The sequence below is a fragment of the Pseudomonas viciae genome, from assembly GCF_004786035.1.
GTDB lineage: Bacteria > Pseudomonadota > Gammaproteobacteria > Pseudomonadales > Pseudomonadaceae > Aquipseudomonas > Aquipseudomonas viciae.
In genome coordinates, this window is record NZ_CP035088.1 from 6,653,160 (window position 1) to 6,674,070 (window position 20,911).

A 20,911-nucleotide genomic window follows, 5' to 3' on the forward strand; every position below is an offset into this window, starting at 1 on the left:
TTACCATCCATTTTTGTGACAGTTTAATGACTGCGAGAAAACCCTTGTGGGAGCGGGCTTGCCCGCGAAGGTGGTGTATCAGCCGGTGATGATGCTGACTGACATGCCGCCTTCGCGAGCAAGCCCGGTCCCACAGGGTTATGTGTGTTGTTCAATGGATTGGCTTCAACCTAAAGGCCTGTATTTGTGAACGTTTACCGCCATTTAAACCATCCCCTCGCTTCCCTTATCGCCCTGGCCGGATGCGTATTACTGATCCCGATGCTGCTGCGTCTGGTGCTGGGCTGGTCCGATCCGCAAGGCTATCTGTCGGATCTGGGCATCGGTGGGTTACTGATCGCGTTGCTTTACCGTCGTCCCTGGTGGCTCGCGCTACCTGTAATGCTGGCCTGGAGTGCGCTGACGCTGGCCAGTATCGAGTTGGTCAGCGCTGTCGGGCGAATGCCCAGCCCCTCGGATGTGCATTACCTGATCGACCCGCAGTTCGTTGAAAATTCCACCAGCGGCGGCTTCGCCCATCCCTGGCTGGCCGCAATCCAGTTGATCGCGCTGGCATTCTGGCTGATGGTCCAATGGACCAGCCGTCCGCGCCTGGCACCACGCCTGCCTCGCCACGCCTGGACGTTGCCGGTGTTGCTCTTGCTGGTGCACAGCGCCGTGCAATCCTGGCGGCCCAGTGAGGCGGACCAATGGAATCTGTTCAACCTGCCCCATCAACTCGTCACGGCGGGTATCGTGGCTGGCCAGGAACAGGCCCAGCAATGGCTCGAAGGCGATGTCGTGGAGCCGGTCCCGCCCATGCAGGGCCTTACCCGGCTGGACCTGGAGGGACAAAAACTGCTGGCCGCGCCGGGCCGCGCGCGCAACGTCCTGGTCATCGCCCTCGAAGGCATTCCTGGCGCCTACCTGAGCGCCAACCGCCAGGCCTTGAACAGCCGCTACCAAGAAAACCTGATGCCGCACCTCAGTGCCTGGGCCGAGCGCGGCATGAACACACCCGATTACGTCCTGCACAGTCACCAGACCATCCGCGGCCTGTACGCGATGCTGTGTGGCGACTACGACAAGCTCAACGATGGCACGCCCAAAGGCGTCGAAATGCTCAACCAGACCCAGCGCAACCAGGCGTGCCTGCCGGCCCAGTTGCGCCAGAACGGCTTCTCCACCCACTTCCTCCAAGGTGCGGGCCTGCGGTTCATGGCCAAGGACCGGATCATGCCGCACATTGGCTTCGACACGACCCTGGGCATGGACTGGTTCACCCGACCGGCCTACCTGGAATTCCCCTGGGGCAAGGACGACAAGACCTTCTTCGAAGGCGCCCTGGACTACGTCGGGCAGCTGCAACAGGCAGACAAGCCCTGGATGCTCACCCTGCTGACCGTGGGTACCCACCAGCCGTACTCCGCGCCGGATGACTACTTGCAACGCTACGACACCGCCAAGCAGGCCGCCGTGGGTTACCTGGACGACGCGCTGGAGAGTTTCCTGACGGGCCTGGAACGCCAGGGCATTCTGGAAAACACCCTGGTGGTCATCACCTCGGATGAGTCCCATGGCATCGACGATGTGCGCCTGGCGTCGTCCTGGGGGTTCAATTTGACGCTGGCGCCGGAACCATTACCGAGGATCAAGTCAGGGACCTACGGCCATGTCGACCTGACCGCCTCGATCCTCGATTACTTCGGCTTCGCGGTGCCCACGTCGTTGTCCGGTCGCTCGCTGTTCCGGGACTACCCGACAGGCCGGGAAATCATGTCGTTCACCAACGGCAAGCTGCGCTACCACGACGGCAAGGGCACATTCACCGAGTGCGATTTCCTGCAGAACTGCCGCTACTACAGCAGCCCAGGCTTCATCGCCGACCGTGCCAGCTACGGCGGACAATACAGCGGCCAGCGAGCCCGACTGATCAGCGCCCGGGCCACGGCCCTCGACCAGACCCTGCTACACACGCCCCTGAACCAGCATTATCAGTTTGGCAGCGCCGATAAAATCCCACTGCCAGCCCAGGTCACCAATGACTGGACCGACAACCTGATCGGCGCTCAATACCTGGAAATGCCCAAGGGCTCACAGACCCGCGTCAGCCTGACCATCCGCGCCGTGGAGGCAGACCATGCCGCCTATATTTCCCTCAAGGCCAAGGAGTTCGAGCAGGATGTGCCGATGGACCTGCCCACAGACGTGGCGGTAACCCCCGGGCAGCCACTGGTGATGAACATCCGTTTCGACAACCCGCAACCGCGCAAGGCGTTTTCCTTTCATTTGCTTGGTCACGGAGTGGGCGCCGTCGAGATCAGCGACTTCAGCGTCGTGACCGAACTGCCGGACCAGACCGACCAGCCGGAATACCTGGACGACATGCAGGACGACAGCGAGGCCCAGTCCAGCTAAACGAAAAACGCGCAGTCGCTGGATACGGCTGCGCGTTTTATCCGCTCAGGGCCTGGATCGCCGGTGGCTAATCCAGCAACCGATGCAACTTGGCGTATTGCAACAGCATGATGGTCTTGCCGTCGCAAATCTCCCCGCTTTCGATCATGCCCAAGGCTTGGTCGAGCGGCAGCTCCAGCACCTCGATCTCCTCGCCCTCCGCTTCAAGCCCGCCGCCTTCGTGCCGTTTGTCTTCATCGAAGTATTCGCCGACGAAAAAATGCACCCGCTCAGTCACCGAGCCCGGGCTCATGAAGGCTTCGAATACCTTGCGCACGTCCTGGACGATATAGCCGGTTTCTTCCTGGGTTTCCTTGCGAATGCAGGTGTGCGGGTCGTCGTTGTCCAGCAGGCCGGCGCAGGTTTCGATCAGCAAGCCATCGTGCCCGTTGACGAAAGCCGGGAAACGAAATTGCCGGGTCAACACCACGGTTTGCTTGACTTTGCTGTACAGCAGGATGGTGGCGCCGTTGCCCCGGTCATAGGTCTCGCGGGTCAGCTCGCGCCATTGGCCGTTGCGGCCGAGGTAGTCATAGGTGGTTTTGCGCAGCACGTACCAGTCGTCCGAGAGAACTTCGACGTGCTTGATGCGTACCCGATCCTTGGTGTTTGCCTGCGTCATTCAGCCATTCCAAGTCTGCTATCAGAAAGCGGCAGGACGGCCTGCCATGAGCTCAGGCAGGTTAGCAGAGGCCGGTTCGATCACTCCAGCCCGCTGGCAAACACTTTGCCGGGATTCATTAAACCGGCGGGGTCCAGAGTGCGTTTGATGGCACGCATCAGCTCGATCTCCAGCGGGTCCTTGAACTGGGCCGCAGCGGCCGGCTTGGCCTGCCCCAGGCCATGTTCGGCACTGATGCTGCCATTGAAGGCACTCGTCATCCGGTAGATCACTTGCATGATCGCCCTCTCCTGGGCCTTGAACGGGGCGTCCCCATGGCCGACTGGCTTGCTGATGTTGTAATGCAGGTTGCCATCGCCCATGTGGCCATAAGAAACGATGCGCACACCGGGGAAATCTTGTTGTAACGCGCGGTCCGTGCGTTCGATGAATTCCGGGATCCGGCTGACGGGCACGCTGATGTCATGCTTGAGACTGGGGCCTTCATGGTTTTGTGCTTCGGAAATGCCCTCGCGCAGGGCCCACAGCGCGGCGGCCTGCGCCTGGCTGCTGGCGATCACGGCATCGATCACCCAACCCTGTTCGAAGGCATGACTCAGGCCGCTTTCAAGCAACTGGGTCAACGGCGCGTCAGGCACCGTGTCGCGCAATTCGATCAAGGCGTACCACGGATGCGGCGTGTCCAGCGGGTCACTGCAACCGGCAACATGCTCCAGAACGAACGCCAGGCTCTGGCGTGACATCATCTCGAAGCCTGTCAAACGATCAGCGCACAGGCTGCGAACATGGCCGATCAGGTCCACAGCCGCCTGCGCAGAAGGCAGCGCCACCCAGGCGGTTGCCGTGCTGTGGGTCGCCGGAAACAGCTTGAGCACCGCCGCCGTAATAATGCCCAGGGTACCCTCCGAACCGATGAACAGATGTTTGAGGTCGTAGCCGGTGTTGTCTTTACGCAGGCCTCGCAAGCCGTTCCAGATGCGTCCGTCGGGCAGCACCACTTCAAGACCCAGGGTCAGCTCCCGCATGTTGCCGTAGCGCAGTACCGCCGTCCCCCCGGCATTGGTGGCCAGGTTGCCGCCCACCGTGCAACTGCCCTCAGCCCCCAGCGACAGCGGGAACAGTCGGCCTGCCTGGCTGGCGGCTTCTTGCAAATGTTGCAGAATCACCCCGGCCTCGACCGTAATGGTTTCATTGGCCAAGTCGATTTCACGGATGCGCTTCATCCGGCTCAAGGACAGCACCACCTGCCGACCCGAGGCGTCCGGGATCGAACCACCGCACAGCCCGGTGTTGCCGCCCTGGGGCACCAGCGCCACCCCGGCGTCATGGCAGAGCCGCACCACCGCCGCCAACGCCTCAGTGCTGGCCGGGCGCACCACTAACGCAGCCAGGCCTTGGTAAGCGTTGCGCCAATCGGTCAGGTAGCCCTGCATGAGCTCGGGATCGCGCACCAGCCCGGCAGGGCCCACCAGGCGCTCGATGCTTTCGATCAATTCATGACTCAACGGCGACGACATCGTATCTCCTCAAGCACGCTGGCCGATCTCAACCTGTTGCGCAGTCCAACCGGCGACTTGCTCGCTGAGCGACAGGCCGAGCCCTGGCCGGGTCGGCACCAGCATCCGTCCATCCCGGGTTTGCATGCGCTCGTTGAACAACGGTTCCAACCATTCGAAATGCTCGACCCAAGGCTCGCGACTATAGGTAGCGGCCAAATGGATGTGCAGTTCCATGGCGAAGTGCGGGGCGATCATCAGCCCCGCTTGCTCGGCCAATGCCTGGACCTTCAGATAGGGCGTGATGCCCCCCACCCGCGGCGCATCGGGCATCAGATAATCGGCGGCACGCAACTTGATGAATTCCCAATGCTCGGCAACGCTGGTGAGCATTTCACCGGTGGCGATGGGCGTGTCGAATTGCCCAGCGAGGGCGGCATGGCCTTCGGCGTCATAGCAATCGAGCGGTTCCTCGATCCAGACCAGGTTGTACTGCTCCAGATGGCGGCACATGCGCTGCGCCGTGGGCCGGTCCCATTGCTGGTTGGCATCGACCATCAGCGGGAAGGCATCGCCCAGGTGTTTGCGAATACTGCTGACACGGTGCAGATCCAGCGCCTGGTCTGGCTGGCCGACCTTGAGCTTGATCCCGCCGATGCCCTTCTCCCGGGAGATATCGGTATTGATCATTAACTGATCGAGCGGCGTGTGCAGGAACCCGCCGGAGGTGTTGTAGCACTGGACCGAATCACGATGGGCGCCGAGCAGACGGGCCAGGGACAGGTTGGCACGCTTGGCCTTCAGGTCCCACAAGGCGACATCGAAGGCGCCAATGGCTTGTGTCGCCAGACCGCTGCGCCCCACCGAGGCGCCAGCCCAGCAGAGCTTGTCCCAGAGCTTTGAAATATCGCTGGGGTTTTCCCCGATGAGCGTGGGGCCGATTTCCCGGGCATGGGCAAATTGCCCGGGCCCACCGGCGCGCTTGGAATAACTGAAACCCAGGCCTCTGTGGCCATCTCTGGTTTCAATTTCCACCAGCAGGATGGCGATTTCAGTCATCGGTTTCTGCCGGCCCGTGAGTACCTTGGCATCGCTGATGGGGTTGGCCAGCGGTAGAAATACCGACGCGATGCGGACCCAACTGATGCGGTCGTCGTCGGCTGACGGAAGAGGGGTCGGGCTTGGCATGGCTATCCTCCAGTTCGACTGGCGCAGCGCAAGATTGCGTTGCGCCAGCCAAACCCATGGGTTGAGCTGAATCAGCTGCGCATCAGTTCAATGGCAGCGCTCTTCTTGTGACGGATCACTGTCACCAGGTGCCAGGAGATGGAAGCGGCGGCCAGGATGAGAAAGCCGGCTGAGATTGGATTGGTCAAGAAGCCGCCGAAGTTCCCATCGGACAGCATCAAGCCACGACGCAAGTTGGTTTCAGCCATGGGGCCCAGGATGAAACCGATGATGAACGGTGCAATCGGCAAACCGGCTTTTACGAACCCGTATCCCAGCAAGCCAAACAGCAACACCGCCCAGACATCGAAAATCCGGCTGTTCAGGCCGAAGGCCCCGACCACACAGAGCACCAGGATGATTGGCAGCAGAATGTGCTTGGGCACCGCCAGCAACTTGATGAACATGCGCAAGCCGTAGAACTCGAGCACCAGCATCAGCACGGAAGCGAGGATCAGCGCGGCGAAAATCGTGTAGACCAGCGGTGCCTGGCTGATGAACAGCAGAGGCCCGGGCTGGATGCCGTGGATCATGAAGCCACCGAGCATGACTGCCGTGGTGGTATCGCCGGGAATGCCCAGCGTCAGCAATGGAATCATCGCGCCACCGATGCCGGCATTGTTTGCCGTCTCGCTGGCCACCACACCGTCAATCTTCCCTTTGCCGAACTCCTCAGGCGTCTTGGACCGTTTCTTCGCCACGATGTAAGAGACGATATTCGAAGTACCGGCACCGATGCCGGGCAGGATACCGATGCCCAGGCCGATCAGGGAGGAACGAGTGGCGTTGGGCAACTGGCCGACAAACTCCTTCATCGAAAAACCGAAACCTTTCACGCCTTTCATGCTGACGTGCTGTGGTTTGGCCCGGTGGCTCAGGCGCGCACTCTCAGCAAACTTCAGCACTTCGGCGACCGCAAACATACCGATCATGACGGTGAGCATGGCGAAGCCGCCATTGAGGCTCGGCAGGTCGAAGGTAAAGCGGCGAATGGCCTCGACCGGCGCAATCCCCACGGTGGAAAAGGCAAAGCCCAGGGCACCGGCAAACAAGCCTTTGACCAGCGAGCCGGTAGACAGCGTGGCGATCAACGTCAGCGAGAAAATCGCGATGGAAAAGTATTCGTGCGGGCCAAAACTCAGGGCCAGTTCCGCCAGGATCGGGGCGATGAACATCAGCGCGGCGATACTGAAAATCGTGCCAAGAAACGAGAACACCACGCCAATCCCAAGAGCCTTGACGCCATGGCCTTGTTTCATCAGCGGCCAACCATCGAATGTCGTGGCGATGGAGGCCGGCGTTCCCGGTATGTTGAGCAATATCGCCGATATCAGCCCTCCCGAGGTAGCACCGACAAACAGCGCGACCAGCAGCGCCAGGCCCGGGCCGGGCCCCATCGAGTATGTCAACGGCAAGCACAGCGCAATAGCCATGGTGGCCGAGAGCCCGGGCACCGCACCAAAAACGATCCCCACCGCAACGCCGAGGGTGATCAGGAGAAAGACGTAGGGTGTAAGTACGGCCGCGAAGCCTGTTTGCATGAGTTCAATCATGGCCGTCCCCTAGAAATCCAATAAGCCGACAGGCAGGAGCAAGTCGAAGCCATGGCGAAAGATGTAAAAGATCACGACAGCCGAAACGACCGCTATCAGCGCGTATTGGAGGTGCTTGACCTTTTGTTCCGCAGGGGTCAGTACGATGAACTGGGCATAGAGATAAAGCACCGTCATGATCACGAAACCCACGGTCTCCAGCAGCGCCGTGAAAAGCAGCACCAACGCCAGGGATTTAAAGACCGTTGGATAGTCGATCGACTCGGTTTTTTCGGCGGGTTCGCCACGTTTATCCGGCAGCTTTCGCCACGCCCACAGCTGTAAAGCCCCCAACAGGCACAACGCGACGGCGAGTACCCAGGGCACAAACGCGGCATCGACGAAACCGCGACGCGGCAGGTTCAAGGTCAATACCAGATAAGCCACGCCGGCACCGAACATGGCCAGGCCGGATAACAGCTCGTTTCTTTTATAGGAATCCATGCAGGCTCCTCTTGCTGGAAAGGACTGGCGATCGGGTGCTTGCCAACGCGACGCACACCCGAGCCGTTACGTAAATTATTTGGCTTTACGCATCTCGTCCTTGAACTGCATGAAGCTGTCGCGGGTTTTATTCAACGTGGCGATGGCTTCTTCGGAGCCCTGGAAGCTGACCGGCTGTTTGAATGACTTCTTCAATTCCTCGGCATATTCCGGCTCTTCGGTGATTTTCTTCATGGTGTCGGCCATTTTCTTGACGATGGCCGGGTCCGTGCCTTTCGGGAAGGCGACGACGTAAGGCTTGTCCAGGATCAGGTCCACGCCTTGCTCCTTGAAGGTCTTGACGTCGCCCAGCAGCGCATTGCGCTCAGCGTTGGGCTGGCCCAGGGCAGTCATCTTGCCGCTGGAAATGTAATCCTGGACCGAGCCATAGCTGATGGCACCGAGGTCAATGCGCTTGCCCAGCAAGGCGACGATTTTTTCGGACACCGTGCCGCTGTCGACCATTTTCAGTTTCACGCCGGCGAGCTTCTCGAACATCAGGCCCTGCAGGTGAGAGAAGTTGCCCATCTCGGTGCCGTAGGTGATGGTGCCGGGCTTGGCCTTGGCTTTTTCAATCAGTTGGTCGAGGCTGTCGATGCCCGAGCTTTTCGCCGAGACGAACACCGCGCCTTTGTCGACGCCGGCGATGCAGGAGATATCAAAGGCATCAAAGCGATCCTCCGACAGCCCCGCGACCTCATTGACGATCAATTGGCCGGTATGGGTGAACAGGATGGTATTGCCGTCCGGCGCCGCGCTCTTGACCGCATCGGCGGCAATCGTCCCGCCCCCACCGGCCATATTGGTCACCACCATGGATTTTCCGGTGAGCTTGGTGAAGTACTTGGCCATCATTCGTGCATTGAAATCGGTGTCACCGCCGGCATTGGCAATCACCACCACCTGCACTGGACGGCTTGGCCAGGCGCTGGCGTCGGCAGCCATTGCTGTGCCAGCGGTCAGGCTCAGAAAAGAGGCGATCAAAGAGGCGCAGAGTGTTTTCTTCATTATTGTTCTCCGGATGCAGCCATTCATTGTGGGATTGAGTTGAGCAGGAAACGAACACGCCCAGCGCTAACGGCTGGCGAGGCAGGCGAGGATGCTTGGACGTTGAGATCGGGGAGTTCGAATGAACGTGCGACCTCCCGCGGGGCTTTCCGGGAGGCAAAGAAGGTAGCTGGCGCAAAGTGATAACGCGTGGGGCTGCTGGACTGTGAATTCGCGGGGCGGCAAATGTAGAAGACATGGGCTGCGCCTTTCGTTTTTATTATTTTCTATGTCATACGTTGTCGTATGACTGAATATCATCACCTATGACCCTTGTTGTCAACGCGGTTGTTCAGCGGCTCGCTGTGAATGCGACGAACAGGGCTGGCGACCAAGACGCAATTGAATCTCTGCGCCTGGCCTGAGCCGGCATAAAACTTTACGGTCAGCCATAAAAAACCCCCTGAATTCAGGGGGTTGTTTTTCTACGAGCGTTTCGGGTCCACGCCGGCAGGCTGGATCCGTTGCCCGCGCTACATTCTTTATTCCACCGTCACGGACTTCGCCAGATTACGCGGTTGGTCCACATCGGTGCCCTTGAGCACAGCGACGTAGTACGACAGCAGCTGCAACGGGATGGTGTAGAGGATCGGCGACAGGATGTCGTGGATGTGCGGCATGTGCACCACGTGGGTGCCTTCGCCATTGGTCATGCCGGCCTTCTCGTCGGCGAAGACAATCAACTGACCGCCACGGGCGCGCACTTCCTGCAGGTTGGACTTGAGCTTTTCCAGCAGCTCGTTGTTTGGCGCCACCGTGACCACCGGCATGTCGTTGTCCACCAGGGCCAACGGGCCGTGCTTGAGCTCTCCGGCCGGGTAGGCCTCGGCGTGGATGTAGGAAATCTCCTTGAGCTTCAAGGCCCCTTCCATCGCCACCGGGAATTGCGCACCACGGCCCAGGAACAGCGTGTGGTTCTTCTCGGCGAACAGCTCGGCGATTTTTTCCACCGTGCTGTCCATCGCCAAGGCTTCGCCCAGGCGGGTTGGCAGGCGACGCAGTTCTTCCACCAGTTTTGCTTCGATACCCTCTTCCAAGGTCCCGCGCACCTGGCCCAGGGACAGGGTCAGCAACAGCAGGCCCACCAGTTGCGTAGTGAACGCCTTGGTCGACGCCACGCCAATCTCACGGCCGGCCTGGGTCAGCAGGGTCAGGTCGGATTCACGCACCAGCGAGCTGATGCCAACGTTGCAGATCGCCAGGCTGGCGAGGAAGCCCAATTCCTTGGCGTTGCGCAGGGCGGCCAGGGTGTCGGCGGTTTCACCCGACTGGGAAATGGTGACGAACAGCGTGTCAGGCTGCACCACCACTTTGCGGTAGCGGAACTCGCTGGCCACTTCGACCTGGCACGGAATACCGGCCAGTTCTTCCAGCCAGTAACGAGCGACCATGCCGGCGTGATAGCTGGTGCCACAGGCAACGATCTGCACATTGCGCACCTTGGCGAACAGCTCGGCCGCTTGCGGACCGAACGCCTGGACCAGCACCTGGCTCTGGCTCATGCGCCCTTCCAGGGTACGTTGCACCACCGCCGGTTGTTCGTGGATTTCCTTGAGCATGAAGTGGCGGAACTCGCCCTTGTCGGCGGCGTCGGCGCCGTCGCGGTACTGGACAGTCTCGCGCTCCACGGCTTTGCCGTCGATGTCCCAGATCTGCACGCTGTCGCGGCGAATCTCGGCGATATCGCCCTCTTCCAGGTACATAAAGCGGTCGGTCACCTGGCGCAACGCCAACTGATCGGAGGCCAGGAAGTTTTCCCCAAGGCCCAGGCCAATCACCAACGGGCTGCCGCTGCGCGCCGCCACCAGACGATCCGGTTGTTTCGCACTGATGACCGCCAGGCCATAGGCGCCGTGCAGTTCCTTGACCGTCGCCTTCAGGGCCACGGTCAGGTCTGCCATGTCCTTGAGCTTGTGATTGAGCAGATGCGCGATCACTTCAGTATCGGTGTCCGAGGTGAACACATAGCCGAGCGCCTTGAGTTGTTCACGCAAGGCTTCGTGGTTTTCGATGATGCCGTTGTGCACCACCGCCAGGTCTTCGGAGAACATCGGGTGGGCGTTACGCTCGCACGGTGCGCCATGGGTGGCCCAACGGGTGTGGGCGATGCCCAGGCGACCGATCAGCGGGTCGGCGTCCAGCGCCTGCTCCAACTCACTGACCTTGCCCGGCCGACGCATACGCTCGAGCTTCTCATCATTGGTAAACACCGCCACACCGGCGCTGTCGTAGCCGCGGTATTCCAGGCGCTTGAGGCCTTCGAGCAAGATTGCAGTGATGTTGCGTTCAGCAACGGCGCCGACAATTCCACACATGCTATTTCTCCTGGCTGACAGGCGCGCAGATCAGGTTGATGCCGCGGGCCTGAATCTGATCGCGGGCCGCTACGGGCAGGCGATCATCGGTAATGAGGGTATGGACGCTGCTCCACGGCAGCTCCAGGTTGGGGATTTTCCGGCCGATCTTGTCGGCCTCCACCATCACGATCACTTCGCGGGCTACCTCAGCCATCACACGGCTCAGGCCCAGCAGTTCGTTGAAGGTGGTGGTGCCACGGACCAGATCGATGCCGTCGGCACCGATGAACAACTGGTCAAAATCGTAGGAACGCAGGACCTGCTCGGCGACTTGACCTTGGAACGACTCGGAATGAGGGTCCCAGGTGCCACCGGTCATCAACAGCACCGGTTCATGTTCCAGTTCGCTCAAGGCACTGGCGACATGCAGGGAATTGGTCATCACCACCAGACCCGGCTGCTGGCCGAGCTCGGGAATCATGGCCGCCGTGGTACTGCCGCTGTCGATGATGATTCGCGCATGTTCGCGGATCCGCTTCACGGCGGCTCGCGCGATGGCTTGTTTGTATTTGGAGACGGTCTGCCCGTTATCGGCCACCAGCTCCTGAGGCATGGGGACCGCGCCACCGTAACGACGCAGTAGCAAGCCATTACTTTCCAGGGCGGCGAGGTCCTTGCGAATCGTAACTTCCGAGGTTTCGAAGCGTTTGGCCAGTTCATCCACACTGACCTCGCCCTGCTCCTGGAGCAAGGCAAGGATGTTGTGGCGGCGTTGTGGCGTATTGCGCTTTGACATAACGGGATAAGTTTCGATTCGAAAGATAACGTAAGTAATCAAAACCTATTGCAGCGAAATCGTCAAGGCGAGGGAAGAAAAATTCAGAAATCATAAACACAATGTGGGAGCGGGCCTGCTCGCGAAAGGGCGTGTCAGGCGATACTGCTTTACCTGATACACCGCTTTCGCGAGCAAGCCCGCTCCCACAGAGGTTCTGTGGATAACTTAGCTTTTCTTGATTTTTACCGGGCGCTTCCAGCCATCGATATTGCGCTGACGCGCGCGCGCCACGGCCAGTTGGGACTTATCCACATCCTGATTGATGGTTGAACCCGCGGCCGTGTTTGAACCATCACCGATAGTCACGGGGGCTACCAGCGAGTTGTTGGAGCCGATGAACACGTCTTCACCAATGGTCGTCCGGTACTTGTTGGCACCATCGTAATTGCAGGTGATAGTACCGGCGCCAATATTGGTGCGAGCGCCGATTTCGGCGTCACCCAGGTAGGTCAGGTGACCGGCCTTGGCGCCTTCGCCCATGTGGGCGTTCTTGAGCTCGACGAAGTTACCCACATGCGCGCGAGCTTCCAGCACGGTGCCGGGACGCAGGCGGGCAAACGGGCCAGCGTCGCTACCCTCACCCATGACCGCGCCTTCGAGATGACTGTTGGCCTTGATCACCACGCCTTTGCGCAAGGTGCTGTCCTTGACCACGCAGTTCGGGCCGATGACCACGTCGTCCTCAATGACGACGTTGCCTTCAAGGATAACGTTGATGTCGATGACCACGTCGCGGCCCACGCTGACTTCACCGCGCACGTCGAAACGGGCCGGGTCGCGCAGGGTCACGCCTTGCGCCATCAAGCGGCGGGCGGCACGCAATTGATAGTGACGCTCCAGCTCGGCCAGTTGCCGACGATCGTTGGCGCCCTGCACTTCCATGGCGTCCAACGGTTGCTCGGTGGCGACTACCAGTCCGTCATTGACGGCCATGGCAATCACATCCGTCAGGTAGTACTCGCCCTGGGCATTGTGGTTCGACAGGCGACTCATCCAATCCCCCAGGCATCCGCCCGGTACGGCAAGAATCCCGGTGTTGCACTCGGTAATAGCTCGTTGGGCTTCGTTGGCGTCTTTCTGCTCGACAATGGCCATTACCTGGCCGTCGGTGTTGCGTACGATGCGGCCGTAACCCGTGGGGTCGTCCAGTTTGACGGTCAACAGGCCCAACTGCTGTGGAGCAACGCGCTTGAGCAGGCGCTGCAAGGTTTCGACTTCGATCAACGGCACGTCGCCGTAGAGAATCAGCACCGTGTCGGCGGTAATGAATGGCACGGCCTGGGCCACGGCATGACCGGTCCCCAGTTGTTTATCCTGCAGGACGAAATTCAGATCATCAGCCGCCAGGCGCTCACGAACCGCATCGGCACCGTGGCCAATCACCACGTGAATGCGCTGTGGATCAAGTTGTCGGGCGCTGTGGATAACATGGCCAAGCATGGAGTTGCCTGCCACCGGGTGCAAGACCTTGGGCAGCGCCGAACGCATGCGAGTGCCTTGACCGGCCGCGAGGATAACGATTTCGAGAGACATGACTGGCTACCAATCCTGGGTGGTCAACGGCTGCGACCAGAAGATGAATGTCGGGAAAAGAAAAAAGGGTAGCCGAGGCTACCCTTTTTAATCAACCGCACAGGAAGCAGACGCTTAGCCGCCGAACTTCTTGCGGATCTGCTGGACGGTGCGCAGCTGGGCTGCGGCCTCGGCCAGACGTGCAGCAGCAGAACCGTAATCGAACTCCGCGCCTCGCTCGTGCAGGGCCTTCTCGGCAGCCTTGACGGCTTCCTGAGCGGAGGCTTCGTCCAGGTCGGCAGCACGTTGCACAGTGTCGGCAAGGACCTTGACCATGTTCGGCTGAACCTCGAGGAAACCACCGGAGATGTAATACACCTCGGCTTCCCCGCCCTGCTTGATCAAGCGGATCGGACCTGGTTTCAGATTAGTGATCAGCGGTGCGTGACCCAGGGCGATACCAAGATCACCCAGCTCACCGTGCGCAATCACCATCTCGACCAGACCGGAGAAGATTTCCCCTTCCGCACTGACGATATCGCAATGGACTGTCATAGCCATCTGATTGCCTCAACCTAAATTAGCGCCCGTTGCCGGGCGCCGGGATTACAGTTTCTTGGCTTTCTCGATCGCTTCTTCGATGCCGCCGACCATGTAGAACGCTTGTTCTGGCAGGTGGTCGTAGTCACCGTTGAGGATGCCTTTGAAGCCAGCAATGGTGTCTTTCAGGGAAACGTATTTACCCGAAGCACCGGTGAAGACTTCAGCCACGAAGAACGGCTGCGACAAGAAGCGCTGGATCTTACGAGCGCGGGATACCAACTGCTTGTCGGCTTCCGACAGCTCGTCCATACCCAGGATCGCAATGATGTCCTTCAGCTCTTTGTAGCGCTGCAGCACGTACTGAACGCCGCGAGCGGTGTCGTAGTGCTCCTGGCCGATCACGTTCGGGTCCAGTTGGCGCGAAGTCGAGTCCAGTGGGTCTACCGCTGGGTAGATACCCAGGGAAGCGATGTCACGGGACAGAACGACGGTGGCGTCCAAGTGGGCGAAGGTGGTCGCTGGCGACGGGTCGGTCAAGTCATCCGCAGGTACGTATACCGCTTGGATCGAAGTGATCGAACCTTCCTTGGTCGAAGTGATACGTTCTTGCAGAACGCCCATCTCTTCAGCCAGGGTCGGCTGGTAACCTACTGCCGAAGGCATACGGCCCAGCAGTGCGGATACTTCGGTACCGGCCAGGGTGTAACGGTAGATGTTGTCGACGAACAGCAGAACGTCGTTACCTTCGTCACGGAACTTCTCGGCCATGGTCAGGCCGGTCAGGGCTACGCGCAGACGGTTTCCCGGCGGCTCGTTCATCTGACCGTAAACCAGTGCCACTTTGTCCAGAACGTTGGAATCCTTCATCTCGTGGTAGAAGTCGTTACCCTCACGAGTACGCTCACCCACACCAGCGAACACGGAATAACCGCTGTGCTCGATGGCGATGTTACGGATCAGTTCCATCATGTTTACGGTCTTGCCCACACCGGCACCACCGAACAGACCCACTTTACCGCCCTTGGCGAACGGGCAAACCAGGTCGATAACCTTGATGCCGGTTTCCAGCAGGTCGTTGCCGCCCGCCTGTTCAGCGAAGGATGGCGCAGGACGGTGAATGCCCCAGCGCTCTTCGGTGTCGATCGGACCAGCTTCGTCGATCGGGTTGCCCAGTACGTCCATGATCCGGCCCAGGGTCGCTTTACCGACCGGTACGGAGATGGCAGCGCCAGAGTCGACAACGTCCAGACCGCGCTTCAAGCCTTCGGTGGAACCCATCGCAATGGTACGAACGATGCCGTCGCCCAGTTGCTGCTGAACTTCCAGGGTAGTTTCCGCGCCTTGTACTTTCAGCGCGTTGTAGATGCTCGGTACGCTGTCGCGTGGGAATTCCACGTCGATAACGGCGCCGATGATTTGAACGATACGTCCGCTACTCATAGCTGGATCCTCTGAATATTTGAACCGTTAAACCGCGGCAGCGCCGCCGACGATTTCCGAGATCTCTTGGGTGATCGCAGCCTGACGCGCCTTGTTGTAGATCAGCTGCAAATCGCTGATCAAATCACCGGCGTTGTCGGTAGCGTTCTTCATCGCGATCATCCGCGCTGCTTGTTCAGCTGCGTTGTTCTCGACCACCGCCTGGTACACCTGCGACTCCACGTAGCGGACCATCAAGCCGTCAAGCAGCTCCTTGGCATCCGGTTCATAGAGATAGTCCCAGTGGTGCTTGAGTTCCTGTTCCGGGGTCGCCACCAGTGGGATCAATTGCTCCACGGTTGGCTGTTGCGTCATGGTGTTGATGAACTTGTTGGATACCACGGACAGGCGGTCAATCCGGCCTTCCAGGTAAGCATCCAGCATCACCTTGACGCTGCCGATCAAATCATTGATCGACGGCTCTTCACCCAGGTGGTTGATAGCGGCGACGACGTTACCGCCGAAGTTGCGGAAGAAAGCCGCACCCTTGCTACCAATCACACACAGATCGATCTCGACGCCTTGTTCGCGGTTTACAGCCATGTCCTTGACCAGGGCCTTGAACAGGTTGGTGTTCAAGCCACCACACAGACCACGGTCACTGCTCACCACGACGTAACCGACGCGCTTGATAGCACGGTCGATCATGAACGGGTGGCGATATTCCGGGTTGGCGTTGGCCAGATGACCAATAACCTGGCGGATGCGCTCCGCATAAGGACGGCTAGCAGCCATGCGCATTTGTGCCTTGCGCATTTTGCTGACCGCCACTTTTTCCATGGCGCTGGTAATTTTTTGCGTGCTTTTGATGCTCGCAATCTTACTGCGAATCTCTTTTGCGCCTGCCATGTAACACCTATCAGGTTAGCAAGCGGGAGCCTTGCGACTCCCGCTGCGGCTTACCAGGTTTGGGTGGCCTTGAACTTCTCGATACCGGCTTTCATGCCAGCGTCGATTTCGTCATTGAAGTCACCCTTCACGTTGATCTTGGCCAACAAATCGGCGTGATCGCGGTTGAAGTAAGCAATCAGCGCTTGTTCAAAGCTGCCGACCTTGGCGATTTCAACGTCAGTCAGGAACCCACGCTCAGCGGCATACAGCGACAGCGCCATGTCAGCGATCGACATTGGTGCGTATTGCTTCTGCTTCATCAGCTCGGTAACGCGCTGACCATGCTCAAGTTGCTTACGGGTCGCTTCGTCCAGGTCAGAAGCGAACTGGGCGAATGCCGCCAGTTCACGGTACTGAGCCAGGGCGGTACGGATACCACCGGACAGCTTCTTGATGATCTTGGTCTGAGCGGCACCACCCACACGGGATACCGAAACACCGGCGTTCACAGCAGGACGGATCCCGGAGTTGAACATGGCCGATTCCAGGAAGATCTGACCGTCGGTGATGGAGATCACGTTGGTCGGAACGAACGCGGAAACGTCGCCAGCCTGGGTTTCGATGATCGGCAGAGCGGTCAGGGAGCCGGTTTTGCCGGTCACTGCGCCGTTGGTGAACTTCTCTACGTACTCTTCCGAAACGCGGGATGCGCGCTCCAGCAGACGGGAGTGGAGATAGAACACGTCGCCTGGGTAAGCTTCACGGCCTGGTGGACGGCGCAGCAGCAGGGAAATCTGGCGGTAAGCCACTGCTTGCTTGGACAGATCGTCATAAACGATCAGCGCGTCTTCACCGCGGTCGCGGAAGTATTCGCCCATGGTGCAACCGGAGTACGGTGCCAGGAACTGCAGCGCAGGAGATTCCGAAGCACTGGCCGCCACGATGATCGTGTTGGCCAGGGCGCCGTTTTCTTCCAGCTTGCGAACCACGTTGGCGATGGTCGATTGCTTCTGACCGATGGCTACGTAGACGCAGAAAATGCCGCTGTTCTTCTGGTTGATGATCGCGTCGATCGCCAGAGCGGTCTTACCGATCTGACGGTCACCGATGATCAGCTCACGCTGGCCACGGCCAACAGGGATCATGGCATCGACAGCCTTGTAGCCAGTCTGTACAGGCTGGTCTACCGACTTACGCCAGATCACGCCTGGAGCAACTTTCTCGACCGCATCGGTCTCGGTGTTGTTCAGCGGACCTTTGCCGTCAACAGGGTTACCCAGTGCGTCGACTACGCGACCCAGCAGTTCCTTACCAACCGGAACTTCAAGGATGCGGCCGGTGCACTTGGCGCTCATGCCTTCGGCCAGCGACTGGTAGGAACCCAGTACAACGGCACCTACGGAGTCTTGCTCCAGGTTGAGGGCCATACCGTAGACGCCGCCCGGAAACTCGATCATCTCGCCGTACATGACGTCGGCCAGACCGTGAATCCGCACGATACCGTCAGATACGCTGACGACAGTGCCTTCGTTACGGGCTTGGGAGGTCACATCGAGCTTGTCGATGCGGCCCTTGATAATTTCACTTATTTCGGAAGGATTGAGTTGCTGCATTGCTCTGCTGCCCCTTCAAACTCAAGATTTCAATGCTTCGGCAAGTTTCGCGATTTTGCCGCGAATCGAGCCATCGATAACCAGGTCGCCGGCGCGGATTACAACGCCCCCTATCAGGGACTTGTCTTCCTCGACTTGCAGGCGCACTTCCCGGTTGAGTCGTGCACTGAGAACCTTGGCGAGTTTGTCTTGCTGTTCTTGGTTCAATGCGAAAGCACTGGTGACTTCCACGTCTACCGACTTCTCTTGCTCGGCCTTGTACAGGTCGAACAGGACGGCGATCTCCGGCAGAAGCAGGAGACGGTCGTTTTCGGCAACGACGTGAATGAAATTCTGTGCCTTGGCATCGAACTTGTCGCCGCACACGTCAATGAACGTGGCGGCCTTTTCTGCGCTCGTCAGTCGCGGGGCCTTGAGCACGCGCTGCATGGTGTCATCTTTCGACACCGCTGCTGCCAGGCCGAGCATGGCTGACCAATTGGCCAGTTGCTGGTGGGCCTGAGCGTGCTCGAAGGCCGCCTTAGCGTAAGGTCGGGCCAACGTGGTCAGTTCTGCCATGATCGCCCTCGCTTAGATTTCAGCAGCCAGTCGGTTAACCAGCTCTGCGTGCGCGTTTTGATCGATTGTGGCACCCAGGATCTTCGAAGCACCGCCAACGGCCAGGCTACCCACTTGGGCACGCAGCGCGTCTTTGACACTGTTCAGTTCCTGTTCGATCTCGGCTTGAGCCTGGGCCTTCACACGGTCAGCTTCGACGCGAGCCTGTTCACGGGCTTCGTCGACAATCTGGGTACCGCGTTTCTTGGCTTGCTCGATGATTTCAGCTGCTTGAGCCTTCGCTTCGCGCAGTTGCTGACCCACTTTCTCATGGGCCAACTCCAGGTCGCGAGCTGCACGGCTGGCAGCGTCCAGACCATCAGCGATCTTCTTTTGACGTTCGTGCAATGCCGCAATGACCGGAGGCCATACGAACTTCATGCAGAACAATACAAAAATCAGGAACGCAACGGACTGGCCAATCAGGGTCGCATTAATGTTCACGCCAACACCTCGCAGTTACGTTGTCCATCACACCAATCTACTCGAGACATCCGAGTAATTAGCCAGCGATTTGACCAACGAACGGGTTCGCAAAGGTGAAGAACAGAGCGATACCAACACCGATCATGGTCACGGCGTCGAGCAGACCGGCCACGATGAACATTTTAACTTGCAGCATTGGAACCATTTCTGGCTGACGCGCAGCGCCTTCCAGGAATTTGCCGCCCAGCAGGCCGAAACCAATTGCGGTACCCAGTGCGCCCAGGCCGATCAACAGTGCAACAGCGATAGCGGTTAGACCAACTACAGTTTCCATCTTTCCTCCCGACTTTTACGTCGTATGGTTTAGGTTTTTTAGATTAAAGCGGTAAAACAAATCGTTTCATGCCCTGGTCGGGCCCCTTCCCGTTTGACCGGGAAGGACATCAGACTAGTCGAGACTGGCCTTAATGGTTTTCTTCGTGCGCCATCGACAGGTAGACGATGGTCAGCATCATGAAGATGAACGCCTGCAGGGTGATGATCAGGATGTGGAACACAGCCCACGCCCATTGCAGGACTACACCCAGGCCGCTAAGCCACAGCAGGCCGCTGCCGAACATCACAGCGATCAGGATGAACACCAGCTCGCCGGCATACATGTTGCCGAACAGACGCAGGGCCAGGGAGATCGGTTTGGCGATCAGGGTCACGAATTCCAGCAGGAAGTTCACCGGGATCAGCAGGGCTTGAACCAGGATGTTCTTGCTGCCGAACGGGTGCAGGGTCAGTTCGCCGATGAAACCGCCGATGCCCTTGACCTTGATGCTGTAGAAAATGATCAGCGCGAACACCGACAGGGCCATGCCCAGGGTGGCGTTCGGGTCGGTGGTCGATACCGCACGGAACGGAATGTGCGAATCACCGGAGATCAGGATGGCCAGCTGAGGAATCCAGTCGACCGGGATCAGGTCGACGGCGTTCATCAGGAACACCCAGACGAAGATGGTCAGTGCCAGCGGTGCGATCACCGGGCTACGGCCATGGAAGCTGTCTTTCACGCTGCCATCGACGAATTCGACCAATACTTCAACGAAGTTCTGCAGTGCACCAGGCTGACCGGAAGTCGCTTTCTTTGCCGCCATGCGGAAAAGAAGAACGAAGATCAGACCCAACGCGACCGACCAGCCAAGAGTATCGACGTGGAAGGCCCAGAAGCCCATTTCTTTGGCTTCTGCTGCGGTGTGAGCAAAGCCCCAGCCGCCATTGGGTAGCTGACCGAAGGTCAGGTTCTGCAAGTGGTGCTGGATATAGCCCGAAGCGGTTGTCTCTGCCATGGTTGCCTCAAACGCCCTAAGGTCTCGAAAGTCTTGTTCTCATTAGCAGGGGAGCGAACCAGCTGACCATTTGGGTCAGCAGGAAGACGCCGAATACAGCCAGCGGCGCCAATGGCTTCACACCTGCGAACGTCAATGCAAACAGCACTGCCGTCAAAATCAGTTTCCCTGCTTCACCGGCATAAAAAGACCGGACGATAGCCTGGGCTGCTCGGGCGCCGGAAAACCGAAATGCCCTATGAGCGAAGTAAATATTGGGAAGCAAGGCTATCAGGCCTCCGCAAAGCCCTGAGTATCCGGCGACGACTCCTTTCCATTGCCAGAGCGCCAATGCGGCGATCAGTACAACGACAAACTGAGTCATCAAAACCGGGAAAACTGCCAGACGATGGAACGGCAAGCGGTTTGGCGTGCGGGTTTCCATCGCTTTTGCTCTCCAATAGTCGGCCGCCATAATTCAATAACTTGGCATAATTTGTGCCGACAAAATGCGCGCAGAGTATAGGGGCGGTTCTGCCCCTATTCAACTGCCAGGTAG

General features: G+C 59.1%; 19 protein-coding genes. 1 reads left to right on the plus strand and 18 read right to left on the minus strand.

The genetic code is table 11. The features are described 5' to 3' along the window. Positions 1 to 186 precede the first annotated feature (186 nt). Positions 187 to 2,397 (plus strand): LTA synthase family protein, encoded by a 2,211-nt coding sequence (locus EPZ47_RS29765; RefSeq protein WP_135847907.1) that lies wholly within the window; start codon positions 187 to 189, stop codon positions 2,395 to 2,397. Between the two features lie 67 nt (positions 2,398 to 2,464). Here EPZ47_RS29765 and nudK read toward each other — a convergent pair whose 3' ends face one another. The 18 genes from nudK to EPZ47_RS29855 all read right to left on the minus strand — a co-directional run bounded on the left by nudK (position 2,465) and on the right by EPZ47_RS29855 (position 20,797). Continuing rightward, entirely contained in the window at positions 2,465 to 3,058 is a 594-nt protein-coding gene (nudK, locus tag EPZ47_RS29770) for a GDP-mannose pyrophosphatase NudK (RefSeq protein ID WP_135847908.1), read from the minus strand. An 80-nt stretch (positions 3,059 to 3,138) separates the two neighbouring features. Then, the gene (locus EPZ47_RS29775) at positions 3,139 to 4,575 is read right to left on the minus strand and encodes an FAD-binding oxidoreductase (RefSeq protein ID WP_135847909.1); all 1,437 of its coding nucleotides are present in this window, start codon (positions 4,573 to 4,575) and stop codon (positions 3,139 to 3,141) included. A gap of 9 nt (positions 4,576 to 4,584) precedes the next feature. After that, the gene (locus EPZ47_RS29780; RefSeq protein ID WP_135847910.1) at positions 4,585 to 5,742 is read right to left on the minus strand and encodes an L-talarate/galactarate dehydratase; all 1,158 of its coding nucleotides are present in this window, start codon (positions 5,740 to 5,742) and stop codon (positions 4,585 to 4,587) included. A 71-nt stretch (positions 5,743 to 5,813) separates the two neighbouring features. Further along, on the minus strand, positions 5,814 to 7,334 hold the full coding sequence (locus EPZ47_RS29785; RefSeq protein WP_135847911.1) for a tripartite tricarboxylate transporter permease: 1,521 nt from the start codon (positions 7,332 to 7,334) through the stop codon (positions 5,814 to 5,816). Positions 7,335 to 7,343: 9 nt separating this feature from the next. Next, positions 7,344 to 7,817, minus strand: coding sequence for a tripartite tricarboxylate transporter TctB family protein (locus EPZ47_RS29790; protein ID WP_135847912.1), 474 nt, complete (start codon positions 7,815 to 7,817; stop codon positions 7,344 to 7,346). 75 nt (positions 7,818 to 7,892) lie between these two features. Next, entirely contained in the window at positions 7,893 to 8,864 is a 972-nt protein-coding gene (locus EPZ47_RS29795; RefSeq protein ID WP_135847913.1) for a tripartite tricarboxylate transporter substrate binding protein, read from the minus strand. Between the two features lie 521 nt (positions 8,865 to 9,385). Beyond that, the gene (gene glmS / locus EPZ47_RS29800) at positions 9,386 to 11,218 is read right to left on the minus strand and encodes a glutamine--fructose-6-phosphate transaminase (isomerizing) (protein WP_135847914.1); all 1,833 of its coding nucleotides are present in this window, start codon (positions 11,216 to 11,218) and stop codon (positions 9,386 to 9,388) included. A gap of 1 nt (position 11,219) precedes the next feature. Continuing rightward, entirely contained in the window at positions 11,220 to 11,996 is a 777-nt protein-coding gene (locus EPZ47_RS29805) for a DeoR/GlpR family DNA-binding transcription regulator (RefSeq protein WP_135847915.1), read from the minus strand. Between the two features lie 207 nt (positions 11,997 to 12,203). Continuing rightward, positions 12,204 to 13,571, minus strand: a complete 1,368-nt coding sequence (glmU, locus tag EPZ47_RS29810; protein ID WP_135847916.1) for a bifunctional UDP-N-acetylglucosamine diphosphorylase/glucosamine-1-phosphate N-acetyltransferase GlmU — start codon at positions 13,569 to 13,571, stop codon at positions 12,204 to 12,206. A 114-nt stretch (positions 13,572 to 13,685) separates the two neighbouring features. Further along, the gene (locus EPZ47_RS29815; RefSeq protein WP_003207087.1) at positions 13,686 to 14,111 is read right to left on the minus strand and encodes a F0F1 ATP synthase subunit epsilon; all 426 of its coding nucleotides are present in this window, start codon (positions 14,109 to 14,111) and stop codon (positions 13,686 to 13,688) included. 45 nt (positions 14,112 to 14,156) lie between these two features. Next, the gene (gene atpD / locus EPZ47_RS29820) at positions 14,157 to 15,533 is read right to left on the minus strand and encodes a F0F1 ATP synthase subunit beta (RefSeq protein WP_014340987.1); all 1,377 of its coding nucleotides are present in this window, start codon (positions 15,531 to 15,533) and stop codon (positions 14,157 to 14,159) included. Positions 15,534 to 15,560: 27 nt separating this feature from the next. Beyond that, positions 15,561 to 16,421 (minus strand): F0F1 ATP synthase subunit gamma, encoded by an 861-nt coding sequence (atpG, locus tag EPZ47_RS29825; RefSeq protein ID WP_135847917.1) that lies wholly within the window; start codon positions 16,419 to 16,421, stop codon positions 15,561 to 15,563. Positions 16,422 to 16,471: 50 nt separating this feature from the next. Continuing rightward, the gene (atpA, locus tag EPZ47_RS29830) at positions 16,472 to 18,016 is read right to left on the minus strand and encodes a F0F1 ATP synthase subunit alpha (protein WP_003207093.1); all 1,545 of its coding nucleotides are present in this window, start codon (positions 18,014 to 18,016) and stop codon (positions 16,472 to 16,474) included. 21 nt (positions 18,017 to 18,037) lie between these two features. Continuing rightward, positions 18,038 to 18,574, minus strand: coding sequence for a F0F1 ATP synthase subunit delta (locus EPZ47_RS29835; RefSeq protein WP_135847918.1), 537 nt, complete (start codon positions 18,572 to 18,574; stop codon positions 18,038 to 18,040). A 12-nt stretch (positions 18,575 to 18,586) separates the two neighbouring features. Further along, positions 18,587 to 19,057, minus strand: a complete 471-nt coding sequence (locus tag EPZ47_RS29840) for a F0F1 ATP synthase subunit B (RefSeq protein ID WP_122567679.1) — start codon at positions 19,055 to 19,057, stop codon at positions 18,587 to 18,589. Positions 19,058 to 19,115: 58 nt separating this feature from the next. Beyond that, entirely contained in the window at positions 19,116 to 19,373 is a 258-nt protein-coding gene (gene atpE, locus EPZ47_RS29845; protein ID WP_003097235.1) for a F0F1 ATP synthase subunit C, read from the minus strand. Positions 19,374 to 19,503: 130 nt separating this feature from the next. Further along, positions 19,504 to 20,373 carry a F0F1 ATP synthase subunit A gene (atpB, locus tag EPZ47_RS29850; protein WP_135847919.1) on the minus strand — a complete coding sequence of 290 codons (870 nt, stop codon included), beginning with the start codon at positions 20,371 to 20,373 and terminating at the stop codon, positions 19,504 to 19,506. A 16-nt stretch (positions 20,374 to 20,389) separates the two neighbouring features. Continuing rightward, positions 20,390 to 20,797, minus strand: coding sequence for a F0F1 ATP synthase subunit I (locus tag EPZ47_RS29855; RefSeq protein WP_135847920.1), 408 nt, complete (start codon positions 20,795 to 20,797; stop codon positions 20,390 to 20,392). Between the last annotated feature and the right edge of the window lie 114 nt (positions 20,798 to 20,911).